At 52.5% G+C, this 20,257-nt stretch carries 21 protein-coding genes and 1 riboswitch; of the genes, 12 read left to right on the forward strand and 9 right to left on the reverse strand.

Translation table 11 applies throughout. From position 1 onward, the window contains the following. The first annotated feature begins 211 nt into the window (after positions 1 to 211). Positions 212 to 1,237 (forward strand): class I fructose-bisphosphate aldolase, encoded by a 1,026-nt coding sequence (locus tag LDL70_RS13320; protein WP_225685272.1) that lies wholly within the window; start codon positions 212 to 214, stop codon positions 1,235 to 1,237. Between the two features lie 61 nt (positions 1,238 to 1,298). Here the strand turns inward: LDL70_RS13320 and LDL70_RS13325 are convergent, their stop codons facing one another. Further along, positions 1,299 to 1,466, reverse strand: a complete 168-nt coding sequence (locus LDL70_RS13325; protein WP_022711757.1) for a hypothetical protein — start codon at positions 1,464 to 1,466, stop codon at positions 1,299 to 1,301. 203 nt (positions 1,467 to 1,669) lie between these two features. On the opposite strand from LDL70_RS13325, the gene LDL70_RS13330 reads away from it, so the two are divergent. Then, positions 1,670 to 3,598: a propionyl-CoA synthetase gene (locus tag LDL70_RS13330; protein ID WP_225685273.1), complete on the forward strand. Its 1,929-nt coding sequence runs from the start codon at positions 1,670 to 1,672 to the stop codon at positions 3,596 to 3,598. A 71-nt stretch (positions 3,599 to 3,669) separates the two neighbouring features. On the opposite strand, the gene LDL70_RS13335 is transcribed toward LDL70_RS13330, so the two are convergent. Together LDL70_RS13335 and LDL70_RS13340 are read right to left on the reverse strand one after the other, a co-directional pair. Next, complete coding sequence (locus LDL70_RS13335; RefSeq protein ID WP_151160256.1) at positions 3,670 to 4,356, reverse strand: DUF1013 domain-containing protein; 687 nt, start codon at positions 4,354 to 4,356, stop codon at positions 3,670 to 3,672. 383 nt (positions 4,357 to 4,739) lie between these two features. Then, positions 4,740 to 5,744, reverse strand: coding sequence for an NAD(P)H-quinone oxidoreductase (locus tag LDL70_RS13340; RefSeq protein ID WP_225685274.1), 1,005 nt, complete (start codon positions 5,742 to 5,744; stop codon positions 4,740 to 4,742). Positions 5,745 to 6,047: 303 nt separating this feature from the next. Between LDL70_RS13340 and LDL70_RS13345 the strand changes: the two genes are divergently transcribed. Both LDL70_RS13345 and LDL70_RS13350 read left to right on the forward strand, forming a co-directional pair. Further along, positions 6,048 to 6,239 (forward strand): DUF1192 domain-containing protein, encoded by a 192-nt coding sequence (locus LDL70_RS13345; protein ID WP_225688564.1) that lies wholly within the window; start codon positions 6,048 to 6,050, stop codon positions 6,237 to 6,239. Between the two features lie 242 nt (positions 6,240 to 6,481). Continuing rightward, complete coding sequence (locus LDL70_RS13350; RefSeq protein ID WP_220160319.1) at positions 6,482 to 7,768, forward strand: MFS transporter; 1,287 nt, start codon at positions 6,482 to 6,484, stop codon at positions 7,766 to 7,768. A 33-nt stretch (positions 7,769 to 7,801) separates the two neighbouring features. Here the strand turns inward: LDL70_RS13350 and LDL70_RS13355 are convergent, their stop codons facing one another. Then, positions 7,802 to 8,200: a helix-turn-helix domain-containing protein gene (locus LDL70_RS13355; RefSeq protein ID WP_116089059.1), complete on the reverse strand. Its 399-nt coding sequence runs from the start codon at positions 8,198 to 8,200 to the stop codon at positions 7,802 to 7,804. A gap of 68 nt (positions 8,201 to 8,268) precedes the next feature. Here LDL70_RS13355 and LDL70_RS13360 point away from each other — a divergent pair, with 68 nt between their 5' ends. Continuing rightward, positions 8,269 to 9,654, forward strand: coding sequence for an MFS transporter (locus LDL70_RS13360; RefSeq protein WP_225685275.1), 1,386 nt, complete (start codon positions 8,269 to 8,271; stop codon positions 9,652 to 9,654). Positions 9,655 to 9,750: 96 nt separating this feature from the next. Here LDL70_RS13360 and LDL70_RS13365 read toward each other — a convergent pair whose 3' ends face one another. Then, positions 9,751 to 9,933: a YdcH family protein gene (locus LDL70_RS13365; protein WP_028233180.1), complete on the reverse strand. Its 183-nt coding sequence runs from the start codon at positions 9,931 to 9,933 to the stop codon at positions 9,751 to 9,753. 334 nt (positions 9,934 to 10,267) lie between these two features. On the opposite strand from LDL70_RS13365, the gene LDL70_RS13370 reads away from it, so the two are divergent. The 5 genes from LDL70_RS13370 to LDL70_RS13390 all read left to right on the forward strand — a co-directional run bounded on the left by LDL70_RS13370 (position 10,268) and on the right by LDL70_RS13390 (position 13,412). Next, the gene (locus LDL70_RS13370; protein WP_033315775.1) at positions 10,268 to 10,471 is read left to right on the forward strand and encodes a YdcH family protein; all 204 of its coding nucleotides are present in this window, start codon (positions 10,268 to 10,270) and stop codon (positions 10,469 to 10,471) included. 132 nt (positions 10,472 to 10,603) lie between these two features. Continuing rightward, positions 10,604 to 11,110 carry a 5-(carboxyamino)imidazole ribonucleotide mutase gene (gene purE / locus LDL70_RS13375; RefSeq protein WP_075657284.1) on the forward strand — a complete coding sequence of 169 codons (507 nt, stop codon included), beginning with the start codon at positions 10,604 to 10,606 and terminating at the stop codon, positions 11,108 to 11,110. Positions 11,111 to 11,113: 3 nt separating this feature from the next. Then, the gene (locus LDL70_RS13380) at positions 11,114 to 12,187 is read left to right on the forward strand and encodes a 5-(carboxyamino)imidazole ribonucleotide synthase (RefSeq protein WP_022709092.1); all 1,074 of its coding nucleotides are present in this window, start codon (positions 11,114 to 11,116) and stop codon (positions 12,185 to 12,187) included. A gap of 242 nt (positions 12,188 to 12,429) precedes the next feature. Further along, a complete protein-coding gene (gene ykgO, locus LDL70_RS13385; protein WP_075657282.1) occupies positions 12,430 to 12,555 on the forward strand; it encodes a type B 50S ribosomal protein L36 in 126 nt (41 codons plus the stop codon). A gap of 131 nt (positions 12,556 to 12,686) precedes the next feature. Beyond that, positions 12,687 to 13,412, forward strand: coding sequence for a hypothetical protein (locus LDL70_RS13390; RefSeq protein ID WP_225685276.1), 726 nt, complete (start codon positions 12,687 to 12,689; stop codon positions 13,410 to 13,412). A 98-nt stretch (positions 13,413 to 13,510) separates the two neighbouring features. On the opposite strand, the gene LDL70_RS13395 is transcribed toward LDL70_RS13390, so the two are convergent. From LDL70_RS13395 to thiB, 4 genes are all read right to left on the reverse strand, one after another. After that, positions 13,511 to 15,016 carry a M48 family metalloprotease gene (locus tag LDL70_RS13395; RefSeq protein WP_051138948.1) on the reverse strand — a complete coding sequence of 502 codons (1,506 nt, stop codon included), beginning with the start codon at positions 15,014 to 15,016 and terminating at the stop codon, positions 13,511 to 13,513. Positions 15,017 to 15,374: 358 nt separating this feature from the next. Beyond that, positions 15,375 to 16,109, reverse strand: a complete 735-nt coding sequence (locus tag LDL70_RS13400; protein ID WP_225685277.1) for an ATP-binding cassette domain-containing protein — start codon at positions 16,107 to 16,109, stop codon at positions 15,375 to 15,377. Continuing rightward, entirely contained in the window at positions 16,106 to 17,752 is a 1,647-nt protein-coding gene (gene thiP, locus LDL70_RS13405) for a thiamine/thiamine pyrophosphate ABC transporter permease (protein WP_225685278.1), read from the reverse strand. The genes LDL70_RS13400 and thiP overlap by 4 nt, the downstream gene beginning before the upstream one ends. Positions 17,753 to 17,822: 70 nt before the next feature. Then, the gene (gene thiB / locus LDL70_RS13410; protein WP_370637691.1) at positions 17,823 to 18,830 is read right to left on the reverse strand and encodes a thiamine ABC transporter substrate binding subunit; all 1,008 of its coding nucleotides are present in this window, start codon (positions 18,828 to 18,830) and stop codon (positions 17,823 to 17,825) included. Between the two features lie 61 nt (positions 18,831 to 18,891). After that, positions 18,892 to 19,001, reverse strand: a riboswitch (TPP riboswitch). A gap of 185 nt (positions 19,002 to 19,186) precedes the next feature. Here thiB and LDL70_RS13415 point away from each other — a divergent pair. Together LDL70_RS13415 and LDL70_RS13420 are read left to right on the forward strand one after the other, a co-directional pair. Continuing rightward, positions 19,187 to 19,828 (forward strand): thiamine diphosphokinase, encoded by a 642-nt coding sequence (locus tag LDL70_RS13415; RefSeq protein ID WP_225685279.1) that lies wholly within the window; start codon positions 19,187 to 19,189, stop codon positions 19,826 to 19,828. A 110-nt stretch (positions 19,829 to 19,938) separates the two neighbouring features. Next, positions 19,939 to 20,223, forward strand: a complete 285-nt coding sequence (locus tag LDL70_RS13420; protein ID WP_075657278.1) for a glycine zipper 2TM domain-containing protein — start codon at positions 19,939 to 19,941, stop codon at positions 20,221 to 20,223. The last annotated feature ends 34 nt before the right edge of the window (positions 20,224 to 20,257 follow it).

The raw sequence follows: 20,257 nt of genomic DNA on the forward strand, positions 1-20,257 counted from the left end.
TATCAAACGCAATCCGGCGGCTGTTGACAAGTCTGTTGTGCAGATAAACTTATCCGGTAATTTTAACCAGTTTTAAGAAAACTTGTCCGAACTTAATCGGTTAAAATTAATTCAATCGGTTCAAGTGCTTGGCACAGTATTTGTTTTATCCGGCACATCTGCTATCGGCTGGGTACCAATTTCCAACGCCCTTCTTAACACGGAGTTTTTTATGAGCGAACGTCTCGAAGATATTGCAGTTGCCATGGTAGCAAAAGGCAAAGGCATTCTTGCCGCCGATGAAAGCTCCGGTACAATTAAGAAGCGCTTTGACAGCATCAATCTGACTTCGACAGAAGATGCGCGCCGCGATTACCGCGAAATGCTGTTCCGCGCAGATGATGCGATGAAGAACTACATCTCCGGCGTTATTCTTTATGATGAAACCCTGCGTCAGAGCGCCCGTGACGGCACTCGTCTTGCAGACCTCATCAAAGCAGCCGGCTCTATCCCAGGTATCAAGGTTGATGCCGGTGCCAAGTCTCTGGCCGGTTTTGCTGACGAAACCATCACCGAAGGTCTTGATGGCCTGCGTGAACGCCTGAACGAATATTACGAACTCGGCGCACGTTTTGCCAAATGGCGCGGCGTTATTGCAATCTCCGATACTCTGCCAACATGGGGCGCAGTTCGTCAGAATGCACAGGCACTGGCTCGCTATGCAGCTCTGTGTCAGGAAGCCGGTATCGTGCCGATCGTTGAGCCGGAAATTCTGATGGACGGCGTACCGGGCGACCATTCGATTGAGCGTTGCTACGAAGTGACCGATCTGGTTCTGAAAACCGTTTTCAACGAACTCTATGATGCCCGCGTTAAGCTCGAAGGTATGATCCTCAAGCCAAACATGGTTATCGACGGTAAGAACGCCCGTAAGGCTTCTGTTGAACAGGTTGCGGAACTCACCGTTCGCGTACTGAAAGCCAATGTTCCTTCCGCCGTTCCTGGTATTGCATTCCTCTCCGGCGGTCAGTCGGATGTTGAAGCAACTGCACATCTCTCCGCAATGAATGCCGGTTATGATATGCCTTGGAACCTGACCTTCTCCTATGGCCGCGCTCTGCAGGCTGCTGCCATCAAGGCATGGGGCGGTAAAGACGAAAACGTTCCTGCAGCACAGGCTGCCTTCACCCACCGCGCCCGCATGAACGGCCTTGCCGCAACCGGTGCATGGACTGAAGCACAGGAAAAGAATGCTTAATCAGCAATTCTGATGCATTGAAAAAGCCCGCGTTAAACGCGGGCTTTTTTATATCTGACCTTTAATAACCGGTATGAGCCTGCAGCAGGACTGTAATCATCATCACGGCAATGGCCGCAACGGCGATTTTCCAAAAATCACTGCGCCGCTTCAGTCCCGGCAGTCCCAATGGCTTCAGCAAATGCAATCCCATCAGGATCAGCAATAAAACCGGTGCAATCTTTGCCATTGCGCATCCTCTGAATATTATTGCGGCCTGACTTGTATCTTGCCCCCTCTTTAGTCGAATGGACGTCACTTTAACAGTGTGGATTAATATCGGCTGAGGAGAATGGCGTAGTTTATATTTTTCAAAACCGCACAAAGATCCGGTGAAAGTTATTCTGCGCCTGAGAGGTGCAAGCACAGCTTGCATTGCAATGGGAGGAATACATGACTTCGGCTTATCCCGAAATTTATCAGGCATGGAAAAATGACCCCCAAACTTTCTGGGGCAAGGCATCTGCACTCATTGACTGGTATAAACCAGCGACAAAAATCTTTGACCCTGAACAAGGCCCTTACGGACGGTGGTTTGCAGGCGCTGAATGCAACACCTGCTACAACATGCTCGACCGTCATATCGAGGCCGGTCGTGGTGATGTTCCTGCCATTCTCTATGACAGTCCTGTCAGCGGCCAGAAGGCTCGTTTCACCTATAGCGAGACTCTGGAACAGGTGATGCGGCTCAGCGCCGTGATGCAGGATTTCGGCATTCAAAAAGGCGATCGGGTACTGATTTATATGCCGATGGTGCCGCAGGCATTATTTGCCATGATGGCCTGCGCCCGCCTTGGTGCAATTCATTCTGTAGTCTTTGGCGGTTTCTCAGCCGATGAACTGGCAGCACGTATTGATGATGCCACCCCTGCCCTGATTATTGCCAGTTCCTGCGGGCTGGAAGCCAATAAGACAGTCAGCTACAAACCGCTGCTCGACAAAGCCATTGCCAGCGCCAAACATCAGGTAAAGCATTGCCTGATCCATCAGCGCGAACAATGTCGCTGCGAGCTCATCACAGGCCGCGATCACGACTTTACAGAGCTTTGTGAGCAGGCAGCAGGACGTGATGTGCCTTGCACATCCGTTGCCGCCACTGACCCGCTTTATATTCTCTACACTTCCGGCACCACTGGTAAGCCCAAGGGTGTGGTGCGCGACAATGGCGGCTATATGGTTGCGCTCGCCTGGTCGATGGGCGCGCTTTATGACATTCATGCCGGTGATATTTTCTGGACAGCATCAGATATCGGCTGGGTGGTCGGCCATTCCTATATTGTCTATGCCCCGCTGCTGATCGGCGCCACAACAGTGCTGTTTGAAGGCAAACCGGTCGGCACGCCCGATGCCGGTACATTCTGGCGCGTCGTTGCCGAGCACAAGGTGAAAGTGCTGTTCACTGCACCAACCGCTCTGCGCGCGATTAAGCGAGAAGACCCTGAAGGCAAGCTGCTGCATCAATATGATCTCTCCAGCCTTGAAGCACTGTATCTTGCCGGAGAACGCGCTGATCCCAATACGCTGGAATGGGCAGAGCAGATGCTCAACCGCCCTGTGATTGACCACTGGTGGCAAACGGAAACCGGCTGGCCGATTGCCGGCAATCCGCGCGGCCTTGGCATATTGCCAGTCAAACACGGCTCCACCTGTGTACCGATGCCCGGTTATGATGTGCAGGTGCTGGATGATGCAGGCCATCCGTCGAAAACCGGTGAGCTCGGCAATATTGTTATCAAACTGCCAATGCCGCCCGGTTGTTTGCCGACTTTATGGCAGGCCGACCAGCGCTTCCATGAAGCCTATCTTGATGAATTCAAAGGCTATTATAAATCCGCTGATGCCGGTTACATGGATGAAGACGGCTATATTTTCATCATGAGCCGCACTGATGACATTATCAATGTTGCGGGACATCGCCTATCCACTGGCTCGATGGAAGAGGTGATTGCCGGTCATCCACAGGTCGCAGAATGTGCGGTAATCGGCATTGCCGATAAGCTCAAAGGACAAATCCCTTGCGGCTTTATCGTACTCAAGGCCGGTGTGACGCAAGCCCATAGTGAGATTGAAGCAGAATGTGTGGAACGGGTACGCGATCAGATCGGGCCTGTTGCCGCGCTGCGCACAGTTCTGACAGTCAATAAATTACCCAAAACCCGCTCCGGCAAAATTCTGCGCTCCACCATGCAGAAAATCGCCGATCACGAGCCATGGAAAATGCCTGCCACGATTGAAGATCCGCAGACACTGGATGATATCCGTGACTGCCTTCATCAACGTGGCATCGGCACCTGCTCCGAAGCAACAAAACCTGCAGCCTGACAATTATCAGATACAAAAAAGCCGCCGGAGATAATCCGGCGGCTTTTTAAAACTACAAATATAAAGAGATCTTACAGATCGTCTTCTTCGTCTTCCGGTGCGCTCTTCATCGAAGAAAGCTTGGCGAAGACTTTATCCGCATCCAGCTCTTCCGATTCGTCATTGCGGCTGTAATCCAGATTTTCTGTTGCCGATGCCGGCAGCAATGTATCACCGGATTCCGGCTCAATCGGACGATTGCGGGCTGCGCGGTCAACTTCGATATCCAGATCAATCTGCGAGCAAAGACCCAGTGTTACCGGATCCATCGGCTGAAGATTGGCCGAGTTCCAGTGAGTACGGTCACGAATCTGTTCGATGGTCGATTTGGTAGTGCCGATCAGACGGGAAATCTGGGCATCTTTCAGTTCCGGATGGTTACGCACCAGCCAGAGAATCGCATTCGGACGATCCTGACGCTTGGACAAAGGCGTATAACGCGGGCCTTTACGTTTGGCTTCCGGTACACGCACTTTTGGTTCGGACAGTTTCAGACGGTAATTAATGTCTTTTTCAGCCCGTGCGATTTCTTCACGGGAAAGCTGGCCGGTGATGACCGGATCAAGACCCTTGATACCCTGTGCAGCTTCACCATCCGCAATCGCTTTCACTTCAAGCACATGCAGTTTGCAGAAAGTTGCAATCTGGTCAAAAGACAGAGCAGTATTATCGACAAGCCATACGGCTGTTGCCTTAGGCATAAGAAGCTGAGTGGCCATAAGATATAATCCTCTCGTTCGCCCGCTCCGGTAGCGCGGGACGTGGGGTAAACCACAATTTCCGGGAATTCGTTCCCTCTATAACCAAATTTTACACAATGAGCAAGAAAACCCTGCAGAGGAATTCAGCGCATTTGTAACTCACTCCCCCTGTTTGCAGGGAGATTTCGGTTATGGCGTGCCGAAAATGATGTTTTTTGAGAACCGGAGCGGAGTGTAGCATTGAGCATTTCCAGCAAAAGTGCATAGCGGTTTTGCGTAGGACAATGCGACAAAACAAAAAACAAAGCGGTTCGACCGATTCCTTTTAAACCGGAACCGCTCCAGTACATGAGCACCGGACTCACAGAAAACACCATTTGCAGGCCGCCAGAGGCGAAATATCAACCGACGTCGAGGACGATTTTACCGATATGATTACCCTCTTCCATACGTTCATGGGCACGCCATGCATCTTTTAGCGGATAAATCATATCCATCACCGGAGAAATCGTGCGGCTGGCGAGCAACGGCCAGACCTTTGATTCCAGTTCCGCTGCAATCTGCGCTTTGAAAGCCACATCACGCGCACGCAGGGTCGAACCGGTATGGGTCAGACGCTTGGTCATCAGCTTGGCAAAATTGGCTTTCGCCTTGGCACCGCCGAGAAAAGCGATCTGTACAATGCGCCCTTCAACCGCCGCCGCATCATAATTACGGTCAACATAATCACCGCCAACCATATCAAGAATAACATCTGCACCCTTGTTATTGGTGGTAGCTTTCACCTGCTCGACAAAGTCCTGCTCACGATAATTAATCGCAACATCCGCCCCGATCTTCAGACAGGCGGAGCATTTTTCCGCAGAACCGGCCGTCACAATCACTTTGGCACCCAGCGCTTTGCCAAGCTGAATTGCCGTTGTGCCGATACCGGAACTGCCGCCGTGAATCAGCAATGTCTCACCGGCCTGCAACTGTCCGCGCTGCACCACATTGTGCCAGACGGTGAAAAGTGTTTCCGGCAAAGCCGCCGCTTCCACATAACCATAACCGGATGGCAGCGGCAGTGCATTGCCTTCACAAACCACGGCATATTCAGCATAACCGCCGCCTGCCAAAAGGGCAGTCACCGCATCGCCGACCTTATAACGCTGCACATCTGTGCCAATAGCCACCACATCACCGGCCACTTCCAGCCCCGGCAAATCTGAAGCACCGGCTGGCGGCGGATAATGCCCCTGTCGTTGCAGCACATCAGGACGGTTCACACCGGCAGCTTTCACACGGATCAGAATTTCGCCTTTACCCGGATGCGGCACGGCACGTTTGACTGGTTTCAGTACCGATGGCGCACCGGCCTGTTCAATCGCAATTGCCATCATCTGGGAAGCAAGTTCCGTTGTCATATCCGCTCCTTAAATTCTCTGGTCCGCCCAAAGCGCTTTCCCTGATCTAGTGGTCAGATTACGACATTTGCGCCCGTTCGTGACAGGCGCAGAGCAAATGTCGCAATCAAAAAGACCACTAGCCATATTATGCTGAAAAAATGCAATCTATAAAAATCATATCGCTAATGATGCAGGTTTATGAGATGCTGAAAACTTATGTGGCCTGCCCGCCCTGCATTTAAAGGCAAACAGGTCACGAATATTGCGAACCATATTGAAAGCTGCCGTGGACAAGCTGCAGCAGGAAGTGAGGAAAACGCCATGTTCTTTGATGATAATGCGCAGGAGACAACAATCTATAATCACCATATCGGTGAGGATGTGACCCTGCTTTCAGCGGCTGAAATCGACAATCGTATTGCCTTGCTTAAAGCGGAGATCCGCCGGTTGGAAACCGATCGCAATGACAGAAACCGCAGCCGCGCGGCCGCAGAGGCACTGTTTCGCCTGTAAGCCTTTGCTATTTCCGGATACACCACAGTTTCAGAACCTCTGCTCTCAAACAGGCGGGGGTTCTTTTTATTTTACCTGACACAATATCTCATCAATACAAAGCCTTGCACTCTTCCAAGTGATAGGTCAGCATAGTTACACTCAATCTGTCCGAAGCGGCAATTTCACCTTGCAGTTTCAGGCGAACAGGTTTCAAGATCAGAAAACTGTAAAACAGCCTGCAATAGAATAAAGGATTCTGCGTGTTCCGTTCCTATGTCCAGATTTTCGCACTGCTTTGCGGCACCGCTTTTCTGCTGATCGGTTCAGGTCTGCACGGTCTTTTATTGCCACTGCGCGGAAATGTGGAAGGCTTCTCGGTTACGGCTCTGGGTCTGATCGGTACAACATGGGCAGGCGGATTCGTTGCAGGCTGTATTTTTGCACCGCGTCTGGTGCGCCGTGCCGGACATGTGCGTGCTTTCGGCTTCTTCGCATCCACTGCGGCAATTGTGGTTTTGCTGACCGGCCTGATGGTTGACGCTTCAATCTGGGTGGTTCTGCGCGCCATTACCGGTTTTGCCATGGCCGGTATTTTCATGGTGATTGAGAGCTGGCTGAATGAAAAAGCCACCAATGAAACACGCGGTAAAATTTTCGGCCTCTATATGATGGTCAACTACGGTGCCGTCATGACCGGCCAGATGCTGGTGATTACCGGCGATGTCGAAGGCAGTTCGCTGTTTATGATTGCCGCGATCTTCTTCTGCCTTGCGCTGCTGCCAACCGCAGCTTCCAAAGCATCTTCGCCGCGCCCGCTGACCGAAGTGCAGCTTGATCTGAAAAAGCTTTATGCCAATTCACCGGTTGCCTTTGTCAGCGTGATCCTGATCGGCATTGCCAATGGTGCATGGGGTACACTCGGTGCGGTTTTCGGCTCGCTCAGCGGTATTGATAAAACCACAATCGCGCTGATGGTCAGCTTCACCATTGCTGCCGGTGCATTAATGCAAATCCCTGTCGGACGCTTTTCTGACCGTATCGACCGCCGCTATGTCATGGCCAGCGTTGCCGGTTCCGCCGCTCTTATCGGCTTTCTGATTTTCGCCATCGCACCAACCAACGGCACACTCATTCTGGTCATGACCGCACTTTACGGTTCGCTTGCTTATGCGATTTATCCGGTTGCGGTTGCCCACGCCAATGACCACGCAACACCTGAGACTTTCGTCAAGGTTTCCGGCGGTCTGCTACTGCTTTATGGTTTCGGCACCATGCTCGGGCCGCTGATTGCTGCGGAAGCGATGAATAATTTATGGCCTTCCGGCCTGTTTCTGGTGACAGCGGTCTCGCATATTGCCATTGCCGGTTATGCTATTCTGCGTTCGCGTAAACGCGCCTCGCCGCTACCTTCCGAAAAAGAGCAGTTCCAGAGCATGGCTGCGGAACGCCCTGCCACACAGGAAAGTGTGCTGCTTGATCCGCGCTCTGAGGCGGCACAGGAAGAGAAATCCGCCCCTGTACCGGAACCGGCAAAATCAGAGAACTGACACACGGGTAGTTAGCTCTTTTATCCAATATAGCTATTTACGGGCATGAAGTGCTGCCTGCATCAGCCTGCGGAATTTCGGACATTCCGTATGGGTTTCTGCAGGACATTCAGCCACATGCCGCAAGGCCTTGCTGAGTGTTGTCAGCTGACGGACCTGCAAATCCAGCTGGTCTGCCCGCTGATGCAGCGCCTGTCGTGGCAAATCAGCCGAGCCGTCTTTGCCGAACATGCCTTTCATCTCAGACAGTGGAAAACCCGCTATCTTCCCCAGCGAAATCAAAGCCAGCTGCTGCAGCACTTCCGGTGCATATTGACGGCGCAAACCATGGCGGCTGAAGGATTCGATCAGACCGATCTCCTCATAATAACGGAGTGCGGAAGGTGACACTCCGCTCTTCTCCGCCAGCACACCTATATCCAGAAGTTTCATACTTGATCTCAAGTTGACTTGAAGTGGCAATGTAACAGCGACTCAAACAAGCCACAAGAGGAACAGCTGTGCGTTTCGCCCTCTCTGATACTTCTCCTCGCCTAGCAATCCTTGCTCTTTCAGGTTCCATGCTGCTGGCCTCCATCGCCGTAAGCATCACCGCTGTCGCATTACCGGCGCTCAGCAGAGCACTGGACGCTCCTGTATCTGCAGTTCAATGGATTGTGCTGATTTACCTGTTGTCCGTCACAATAGTGATTGTGCTGGCGGGGCGCTGTGCCGACCTGTTCGGCCATCGTTTTATCCTGCTGACCGGCCTGATAATCTTTACACTCAGTTCGCTGCTTTGCGCTGCAGCACCAAATCTCACACTGCTCATTGCAGCCAGAGCGATACAGGGCATAGGCGGCGCCATTCTCATGGCATTACCGGTCTCAATCATAAGAGGCATGGTTTCCGGTGAACAGACAGGCGCCGCCATGGGGCTTCTCGGTTCCATGTCAGCAATCGGAACCGCGCTTGGCCCTGCACTCGGAGGCATCCTGATTGCTGTCTTTGGCTGGCGTTCCGCGTTTATCCTGCTGGCAATATCCGGTTTTGTCTTACTGGTTCCTGCTATCAAAGCGATACCGGCATCACCGCCAAATCATAAAATCAACCGCTCGCTGGATCTGTCAGGCGCGACCCTACTGGCTATTGTGCTGTTTCTCTATGCAGTGATAACGACCGGAAATAAAAACGGGCTGAGCTGGGATATGGCTGTCACCATTCCGGCGGTTCTGGTTGCCCTGATAATTTTTGTGGGTGTTGAAAGCCGGTCTTCTTCGCCGCTGGTGCCTCTGTCACTCTTGCGCAATCCTGTTATCAGCGCCTCGCTGATAACCAACCTGCTCATCAGCTCAGTGATGATGGCGATGCTGGTGGTCGGGCCATTCTTCTTGTCATTCGGCCTGCTGCTGAGGGAAGCGACAACAGGACTGGTTGTCGCTGTTGGTCCTGTTGTTGCGGCGCTGGCCGGTATTCCTGCAGGACGTATCACGGACCGGTTCGGAATAAGACGCGCGCTGGTTTACGGGCTGGCTGTCATGAGCATTGCGCTCATCTGCATGGCTTTACTGCCTGTCAGATTCGGAACTACAGGATATATTTTATCTCTGATAATGCTGACACCGTGTTTTCAGCTGTTTCTGGCCGCCAATAATACAGCCATCATGCTTACAGCACCCGAAGACCAGCGCGGTATCTTGTCCGGATTACTGGGCCTGTCACGCAATCTGGGACTGATGACCGGCGCGTCTGTCATGACCACAATATTTATTACAGCACTCGGACAGGAAGAACTCGTTCATGCAACAGTAAAATCCGTCGGATTTGCCTTTACTGTCACCTTGCTGACGGCAGCAGGACTTGCACTGCTTTCGCTGATAATCACGCTCATCAGCATAAGGAAATAAATCCGGTGCGGGCCTGATATCCGGCCTGCACCTCATCTTTCAGAGCCTGCCCATCCGGCGGTTCTGTCTGAAACTGTGCTTTACAGTTTAGCGTAATTAATGTCGGGTGACTTGTGTCCTAAGCTTTTCTATCTGTTCCTTCAGATACAGCTTTTTGCGTTTAAGATCGGCGATCGTCAGCGTATCAGTAGCTGGCAATGCTGCGGCGTCGGAAATTTCCTTTTCCAGTGCATCATGCTTCTTTTCCAGTGAGGCAAGATGGGATTCAAGTGCCATTATTGCTTCTCCTTTATATTTACGCGTCACTCTCATTTTGTCAGCGGATCAGGCTCCAAGACCCGTTCGGTCTGCAGGAACCTGCTTGTGACAGTTCCCAGCCTCGAACCAGACTATGACAAAACAATGACAGTCTTGCATGAGATTTGATTAATGTCGAATTCATATTTGGCACATTTCAACTTTGCCAAATTTGTGCTACGGCAAAGCTGAAAAAGGGCGGATTATACTGACCTGCGGTGCTTCTGTGAAAATCGTAACCCATATTGGTGCGCGATAAATGCAGATGTCTGCGGTTCTGTTCTCGCTGTGAAGACAAGATCAGATGGAATATGCCATGGCCGATCAGGAACAAGCCGAAATTCGCCTCTCCGTTGCACGGTTGCGCCAGGAACACACGGATTTTGATCTTGCCATTAATGCGATGATGCAGACCGGCTGTAACCAGCTCAGCATTCAGCGCATGAAAAAGAAAAAACTCGCGATCAAGGATCAGCTGAGCAAGCTGGAAGATAAAATCATTCCGGATATTATTGCCTGAACTTGGGCATGAATTCAGATCTGAATCTGACCCGATCAATTCACATTCTCACCGCAGATAAAAGACCGGCAGACTTTTACGAAGCCTGACCGATTTTTTATTTTTTAAATCCAGCACCTGACAGGACATTTCATGGCAGATAACACTCCAACTTCCCCGAAAGTCGCCATCATTATGGGTAGCCAGTCCGACTGGCCAACCATGCGCAATGCAGCGCAGGCACTGGATACGCTGGGGGTTGCTTATGATGCCCGTATTATTTCTGCGCACCGCACACCAGATCGCATGGTTGAATTTGCCAAAACGGCACGCGATCAGGGCTTTCATGTGATTATCGCCGGTGCAGGCGGTGCCGCTCATTTGCCGGGTATGGTTGCATCCATGACACCGCTGCCGGTTTTTGGTGTGCCGGTACAGTCCAAAGCGCTGTCGGGTCAGGACTCGTTGCTTTCAATCGTCCAGATGCCTGCGGGTATTCCTGTCGGCACAGTAGCTATCGGCAATGCCGGTGCCACCAATGCCGCACTGCTTGCCGCTGCAGTTCTGGCACTGCATGACAAACCGCTGGCAGACCGTCTGGATGCCTATCGCAAAGCCCAGACCGATGCCGTGGCTGCCGCCCCGAAAGATGAGGACTGAGCCATGCTGCAAGCAGGATCAACAATCGGGATTATCGGCGGCGGTCAGCTTGGCCGTATGCTGGCCATGGCGGCAGCGCGCCTGAGCTTCAAAACCATTATTCTGGAACCGCAGGCGGACTGCCCTGCCGCACAGGTCGCCAATCGTCAGATCGTGGCTGCCTATGATGATCGCGCCGCCTTGCTGGAACTGGCTGAAGCCTGCGATGTTATCACCTATGAGTTTGAAAATGTGCCGGTAGAAGCCGCACAGTTTCTGGCAACAAAAAACATTGTCTCCCCACCACCGCTGGCTTTGGAAATTTCTCAGGATCGCGTTGCCGAGAAACAGTTTCTCAATGAGAGCGGCATTGCCACCGCACCATGGCGTGTGGTTGACGATGTGCAGGATCTGGTCGCAGCGCTTGGCGCGCTGAACGAGCGCGGCATTCTGAAAACCCGCCGTTTCGGCTATGACGGCAAAGGTCAGGTGCGCCTGAACAGCCTCGATAATGACGCTGCGGCTGAAGCCATTGCTGCCATTAAAAATGCTCCGGCAATTCTTGAAGGCTTTGTGGAATTTACCCGTGAAGTTTCTGTCATTGCCGCACGTGACAAGGCAGGCAATGTCCGCCTTTATGACATTGCAGAAAATGTTCACAAGAACGGCATTCTCGATACCTCAACCATACCGGCATCAATCAGCTCTGAAACCGCAGCCGCCTGCACCGAGGCCGCACAGAAGCTGCTTCATGCGCTGGATTATGTTGGTGTGCTCGGCTTTGAATTTTTCGTTCTGCCGGACGGTTCTGTCGTTGCCAATGAATTTGCACCGCGTGTGCATAATTCCGGTCACTGGACAGAAGCGGCCTGTGCTGTTTCGCAGTTTGAGCAGCATATCCGTGCCGTGGCAGGTCTGCCGCTCGGTGATCCGCGACGTCACAGTGACTGTGTCATGGAAAACCTGATCGGTGATGATGTACTCAAAGTTCCGGCGATTCTGGCAGAATCGGATGCGGTACTGCATCTCTATGGCAAGGCCGAAGCACGTGAGGGACGCAAAATGGGGCATGTCACACGCATTAAAAACGGAAAATAACACCGTTTTGCGGGTTCCGTGCGCATCAATGGTTGACAATTGACCCATTCATTGACTATTTCACCTCAACCATTCAAACGTGCTCTTTGGCTCGCTCTGAAACATGCTCCCAAATACGGGAAACGGTTTTGGGAACAAGGCATGTATAGAAACAAAGAGCTGGAACGAGCGCAGCGTTTCTAATGAAATGAGACACGTTCCAGGAATATGCCCAATTCGGGCCAAACACATTGGTGAGTAACATGAAGATCAAGAATTCGCTTAAAGCGCTCAAAGGCCGTCATCGTGACTGCCAGCTGGTTCGTCGTAAGGGCCGCGTATACATCATCAACAAAACTGCTCCTCGCTTTAAAGCCCGCCAGGGTTAATACGCTGAGTGAGACAGCTCTGAGAGTTGTTTCAGACAGTAAGTTGTAGAGAATTTAAACAGCGCCGGTATTAATTTACCGGCGCTGTTTTTATGCCTTTAATCAGCCGGTTTCTGCTTTATGATAGCACTATGACCAAGACACGCAGCTCCCTCACCGTTTCTCTGATATCAGCCCTGATGATCACGGGCGCTGCGGGCTTTGCTGCGGCAGAAGATATCAGTGCTACCGGCAAAACAGAGCCGCAGCCCATGCCGCCTGCCGTAACCATACCTGAAGCTCCGAAACCGGCACCAATCAACAACACGACGGCAAAACCCAAAGAGAAACCGAAAAATCCCGATGTGGAAATGGCAGGGCCGCTCACAGAAACCCGCCGGAAAGAACAGGAGCAGCTGTTCACGGATTTGCGTAAAGCATCCACGCCGGAGAAGTCCCATGCTATTGCCAGCCGCCTGCGCCAGAGCTTTGTGCGCACCGGCAGCGATAGTCTGGATCTGATGCTGCGCTGGGCAGAAACAGCCCTCAATCAATCACGCGATGCGGAAGCGCAGGATTATATTGACGAGGTGATGGCACAGCGCCCTGACAATGCAACGGTCTGGCAATTGCGCGCTCGCCTGCATCTGCGCCGCAACGAGCTGGCTCCTGCCCTCAATGACATCAGACAGGCAATGATTTTAGAGCCGCGCAATTTTGATGTTCTCATCAATTATGCAACTTTGCTGCGCGAAACCGGAAACCGCAAAGGTGCCCTCCGGCTTTATGAACAGGCTTTGAGTGTTTATCCGATGATGAAAGAAGCGCAGGATGAAATGCTGAAGCTCACTGAAGCTGACAGCGATACCGCCCTCTGAACCCGCAATTAGAGCATAATTTTAAAGTGTTAGAGCGACCTTGTGTAGTGCCAAGTCTGGCACACGGCGCTCTAAAAGCCCCTTACGGGGCTTTTAGCTTATTCGCTGATGATTTTCACACGGTCGCCCGCAGAAACCGTACCGCCGCTCGGCAGAGCATTCAGAAGGCGGAAGAGATCAAGCTTGCGATCAGTTCCCTGCATCCGGTTGGCCAGCGAGCCGAGCGTATCTCCGGCTTTCACACTGATCACGCGGATGCGCAGCGGTTTCGCTGCAGCCTGCTCGGCTGGTGTCAGCACGCGGAAGCTTTGTGTGGTCGCTTGTGTCGTCGCGCTCAAAGCATTGCTGTTTTTCGGTGCGGCGATGAGGAAGCGATAAACTTTCTGGCCGGAAGCGATGACAACAATTTCAAACTGCCATTTATCGGCACTGGCGCGCGCAGTGGCTGCAGGCAAACCATTGATTGTGGTTGTCTGCACAGACTGCTCATCAAGGCCTGTCACCCATCCGCTGCGCAGATAGGCTGCAAGATCACCGCCCTGTGGCAGTGCTGCACCGTCAAAACGGATAGCCAGTTCACCCGGACCGCTGGCCATAACGGCACTGGCTGAATTATCAATCGTAAAGCCCTGCGGAACACTGAAAGTCACACCGAGTTTCGGGTGAATAAAGGTGCGCTCACGCACAAAACCTTCCTGCGGCGTGTCACCATAGAGCAGGCCGTCAATTCCGTTCAGGAATGAAGGGCGGTCAGTGGTGCCGACACCCGGTGCACCGATGCGGCGTGCATGGCCGATGGCCAGATCAACGCGCTGTGGTGTGGCCGGATGGCTGGCCAGAAAGTCGAGGCTGGCATCGGTCGCACCGGAGACAGAGCGGAACCCCGTATAGGCTTCCATCGACTGCAGAAAACGTGCCGAGGCAAACGGATCATAACCCGCAGCGCCGATCATTTTAATGCCGATTGCATCGGCCTGTAATTCCTGATTGCGCGAGAACTGGGCAAGGCGCAGCTTGCTGCGGATTGCCGCCTCACGACCGGCCGCATCATCATGCAACACCTCGGAGGCAACGCGCTTGGCAAGCACGGATTCCGCTTCTTTTGCCTGTCGCAGAATACCATGATTGGCCGTGACATGCCCCATTTCGTGGGCGATTACAGCAGCCACTTCGGATGAATCATTAGCAAGCGCCAGCAAACCGCGGGTCACATAGAGATAACCGCCGGGCAGCGCAAAAGCATTGATATTCGGGCTGTTGAGAATTGTAATGCGGTATGTCTGGTCAGGATTGTCAGAAACCGTTGTGAGATTGCCGACGATCTTTGCAACCATGCGCTCAAGCTTGGCATCTTTATATTCCCCGCCATAGGTGGCGAGAATACGCGGATGCTGCTGCGCGCCAAGCTGTGCCAGCTTGTCATTCTTGCTGACATTGGCAACCGTAACCGGATTGGACGACGGGCCGATCACATCGGGATCACTGAAATCTACAGTACGGCAGGCAGATAAAAGCGCGACCAGACCAATAGCGGCTGATCGTTTGAAAACTGGAGAAATAGAGGGCTTTTCCGCTGCGGAAAACCGTGCTGCCCTTAAAAGCATATCCAGTGTCGTGTCCCCGTTTACTTCAAAGCTGATTTGGCGGTGCCGGTTGCACGGCCTGTTCAGCGATTCTGTCTGCTCGTCTGCAAGCGAATTGCCCGCAATATAAACAATGCTCTTCTGAATAGAAGTGAAATGATTTTTGCGGTATTTCACAAATTGTCAGCTATTGCATCATTAGTAGATATAGGCTGCTTCTCTGTTTAACCAGAGCCGGTCGCATTAAATGATCGTAATGCACCCGCTCCGGATCGCCTGAACAGCCGCATAGGCGGCGGCTCAAGTCGAGCATTTAACTGCGCATGCTTTGTGTCAATATCACGTCATTCGCTATGATAATCTGATTATCATATTGTAATCAGGATGTTTTATGCTCTGACGTGCCCATATAGTCACGCACGGGCTGAGGGCCGGAGGGCGAGAGCATCATGGCTGCATCACCCTGCTCTCTGATTTGCCCGTCTTTGAGAAAAAACAGCGTTGAATCGAAACGCAGTGCATCTTCCGGCGTATGCGTCACCATCAGAATGGTGATACCGGTTTCCTGTTGCAATTCACGGATCAGATCCAGCATTTGCTGTCGCAAGGCGGGGCCGAGAGAAGCAAAAGCCTCGTCCAGTAGCAAAACAGGCTTGTCACGCACCAATGCGCGGGCAATCGCAACACGCTGCCTCTCACCACCGGAAAGCGCTTCCGGTTTGCGGTTTTCTTTGCCGGTCAGCTCCACACGGTCAATGGCATTCTGCACCGCAAGATGATCCGCCTCATTCAGTTTGAGCGAAGGTGACCGGCCAAGGCTGACATTGGCGCGCACATCAAGATGCGCGAACAGATTATTCTCCTGAAACACCATCGTAACCGGTCGTCCGGCGGGGGCCTCAGTGCTGATTTCCTCGTCACCGATCAGAATACGGCCGGATAACGGTGCTTCAAATCCGGCAACCAGATTGAGCAGTGTCGACTTTCCGGAACCGCTCGGCCCCACAATCACACCGGTTTCACCGGCCTTTAAATGCAGGTTGAACAGCATGTCTGTCGCTCCATAGGAGAAACGAACATTATCAAGGGTGATTGCAGCATTATGTCGTGTCATGAGGCATTCCGCTCAGTAGATTTGCCTGAATTGATCCGGTTGCCGGTTTTATCAGTGATAAGCATCAGTGCAAAACAGATTGCGGCAAGGATCAGCGCAAGGCCTGCTGCGTCACTGGTACGATAGCTGCCCATGCGCTGCAGTAGAAGATAAGGCAAGGTCTGCACCGCATCGCTGCCGAAAAGAGCAATCGTGCCGAGATCGCCCATAGACAGCGCCATGGCAAAGATAAAGCTCAGGATAAGCGGACGGCGGATGACCGGCCAGTCGATCAGACGCAGACGGTTGAGCCCGTTGATACCGAGCGACGTGCAGAGCCGGTTATTCTGTGCCGCTGCACTGTCCCATGCAGGACGCAGCAAGCGCACCGCAAAAGGCATAGCCATGACACCATTCACAGCAATGACCATGAAGGGCGCGAGCGTGAATACATCGGTGAACTGGCGCAGCAATATGAACCAGCCTGCACCGATCACAATCGGCGGAATAATCAGCACCAGACTGGAACCGCTGTCGAGGGCAGTGGTGAAAAAGCTGCGCAGCCGGTGCGGCGATTTAAGATTTTGCGCAGCACTAAATTCGCGTGCGGTGACCAGCGTGAGCGATAAAATCACACAAAGACTGGCTGCGCCAAAAGCCAGCAAAAGCGAGGTGATAATTGCCTGCTGCACCACGGCTTCATTCAGCAAACGCCACAGATCAGACCCCAGACCGGACAGAACCATCCCCAGAACAGGCAAGGCAATGAATAAGGTGGCAATGAGGATAATGATACCTGATGAGATTTTCGACCATCGACCGTGGTGAATATAATCCCTGCTGGTCGTGACCAGCGACAGCCCCTCTTCTGTCGGCTTGCCGGTCAGACGCAGCAGGCACAACACGCCAATAGTCAGCAGCAGCTGGGTGAGCGTGAGGGCAACAGCACGCGCCAGATCAAAGTCGAAATGCAAGGCCTGATAGATAGCAACTTCCAGCGTGGTTGCGCGGGGGCCGCCGCCTAAGGTCAGCACGATGGTGAAGGAACTGGCGCAGAGCATGAAGATCAGCCCTGCAATACCGCTCAGATTTCGGGCGATCACCGGCCACTCGATCAGCCGGAAACGGGCAAAGCTGCCCATGCCTAATTGCGCCGAGAGTTTCCAGTAATCTTGCGGAATGGATTCGAGACTGGCCAGCAGCAAACGTACTGCAAGCGGCATATTGAAAAACACATGCGCCAGCAAAATACCGGTCAGCCCGTAAATATCCGGTATCAGCGGCAGACCTAAAGCCGTACTGCCCTGCGCAATAAAACCATTGCGCCCGTAAATACTGGTAATACCGAAAACAGCAACCAGTGACGGCAATGTCAAAGGCACCGCGAAAAAGCGCAGCAGCAATTTGCGGCCGCGAAATGCCGTATTGGCATGGAGTGCACGGGCAACCGGCAGTGCAAATAACACGGAGAGCAGAACTGACAACAGTGCCTGCAGCAACGTAAAACGCGTAATATTCCACAAGTAACTGTCAAAAGCAGCAAGCGCATCGCTATCGGATTGCAGCCCCTGAATGCCAAGTGACAGCAAGGCCCCGCCGGTCAGCACCAGCAGCAGCATCAACGCGATAAAGCCTGAGACAGTTTTAAAACGGAAGGCCTGCATATTTCTCCGTAAATGCCCCGCCGCACGATGCGGCGGAAGCAGTCATGTTGAGCTCAGAAACAGTTGTACCTTAGCGGCTCATGGCTTTCAGCCACTCATCAACCCATGCTTTGCGGTTTTGTGCAACGGTTTCAGAAGCAATCAGCAGGCTCTTATCCGGTTTTGGCAGAGCATCAAAAGCCGCATCGAGCGGCGCAGATGTGTCATAGGCCGGATACATCCAGTTGGTCTGCGGAATAACATCCTGAAAACCGGCTGTGGTCATGAATTTCAGAAACTCTGCAGCACGCGGGTTTTTAGCACCGTTTATCGTCTGGCCGGCCAGTTCAATCTGGAGATAATTACCTTCCTCAAAAGTCACTGCTTTATAGCGCTCGGTTTTATCCGAGGTCATGTGATAGGCGGCAGAAGTCGTATAGGACAGCACCATCGGCGCCTCGCCTTTGGTAAACAGACCATAGCCCTCAGACCAGCCCGGTGTGACTGTCAGCACGCGTTTGCTGAGCTTCTGCCACTGTTCCCCAGCCTTGTCGCCATAGAGGTCTTTCACCCAGAGCATCATGCCCAGACCTGGCGTGGATGTGCGCGGATCCATCAGAATGATTTTCTGCGAAGCATCGCCGTCAATCAGTTCTGCCATGGATTTCGGCGGATTTTTCATCTTCTCACTGTCATAAATCACAGCGAAATAACTGTAATCATAAGGCAGGAAAACCTCGTCCTGAAAATTATCAGGCACATTGCTTTTCACATCGTTCAATCCGTGCGGGGCGAACAGGCCGGAGGCTTTGGCATCATTGATAAGATTGGTATCAAGCCCCAGCACAATATCGGCCTTGGTGGATTTGCCTTCCAGCTTCAGGCGGTTGAGCAAGGCCACACCATCGGCAACAGCGACAAAATTGACGGTGCAGCCGCAGGATTTTTCAAAATTCTCTTTAACCTTCGGCCCCGGCCCCCAGTCAGATGTAAAACTGTCATAGGTATAGATGGTCAGGTCCTGAGCCTGTGCTGCACTTGCGCCGAGGCTTAAAACGGACAGAAGACCGGTTGTGAGAAGTAGATTTCTGATAAACATGAGATAACAGCCGCGCGGGCTCTCCTCTGGTTATGAATTGATCCAAGGATTGAGCGCCGGAAGCCGGACAGCATCTAATCCCTCCGCCGGTACAAACCGGATCAGGTTCAGCGGGTTAGCCGGAGACCGGCCTCTCAGCCTCCGAAACCGAAGGCACCCCGTTAGAGCGAGCGGACAATAGGATAAAACAGCGTCACGGAGCAAGAGGATTGTTAGAGCATGTCGGGCTCGAATGGTTTCATTTGAGCTGCTGCGAACATGCGGCAATTAAAAAATCCGGAGCGAGCGCAGTGGGTACGATTAAACGCGACACGCTCCAGACTTCCGGTCTTTGAAACAGCGTGATATGCAGCACCATGTCAAAATTTCTCATTCTTCTCGGCGGTGATCTGACCGTCACTTCGCGGCTGAAAAAGCAGATTTCCGGTGCACGCGTTTTGGCGGCAGATAGCGGTATGCGCCATGCGGCCGGCCTTGGCGTGGTGCCGGAATTATGGCTCGGCGACTTTGATTCCACTGATACGACACTGGCAGCACAATATGGACACATTGAGCGGCAGGTCTTTCCCGTTGCAAAGAATATGACCGATGGCGAACTGGCATTACATGAAGCCTATGAACGCGGCGCAACAGAGGTGATTTTGGCCGGTGCTTTTGGCGGCGAGCGCACCGACCACACATTTCTGCATCTCAGCATGGCAGTAGCGAAGGCACATACAGGACGTAAAATATTTCTCTCCAGCGGCCACGAGGAAGCAACACCACTGATCTACGGGAAAACCGGTTTCGACCTGCCGGAAGAAACATTATTCAGTATTCTGGGCTTTGAGACATTAACCAGATTATCAATTTCCGGCGCCGAATGGCCGCTGGATAATGTAACTGTACCGTTTGGCTCTTCTTTAACGCTTTCAAATAGGGTAAAAGAAAACTTAACAGTGACGTTAGGTGGAGGCGCGGCAATTTTAGTCGCATCGCCTGCCATTGATTCAATCTGATGTGACTGAACGTAAAAACCTGTAAATTGTTTTGATAGTTGCCGTCTTCTTTTTGCTATAAAATGCAGGAGATTATGGCAAGTGAGTAGCCTCAACGGGAGTAACTTTAGATGAAATCACGTCTTTCTATGATCGCAGTAACAGCAGTGCTCGCGTTTTCGACTGTTGCCTGTACAACAGGCGAACAGCGCACCGCCGGTTACGGTGTGGGCGGCGCAGCACTCGGCGCGCTTGCCGGTGGCGCAATTGGCGGTAACGGCCGTGGCGCCCTGACCGGTGCTGCAATCGGTGCGGTTGCCGGTACGCTGCTCGGTGCAGCACAGACCCGTAACGGCGTTCAGTATTGCCGCTACCGCGACAATTACGGCCGCGTTTACGAAGCGCCTTGTAACTAATAGTTACAAAATTGAATTTAAAACAGGCCGGTTT

Source organism: Pseudochrobactrum sp. XF203, assembly GCF_020341615.1.
Lineage (GTDB): Bacteria > Pseudomonadota > Alphaproteobacteria > Rhizobiales > Rhizobiaceae > Pseudochrobactrum > Pseudochrobactrum saccharolyticum.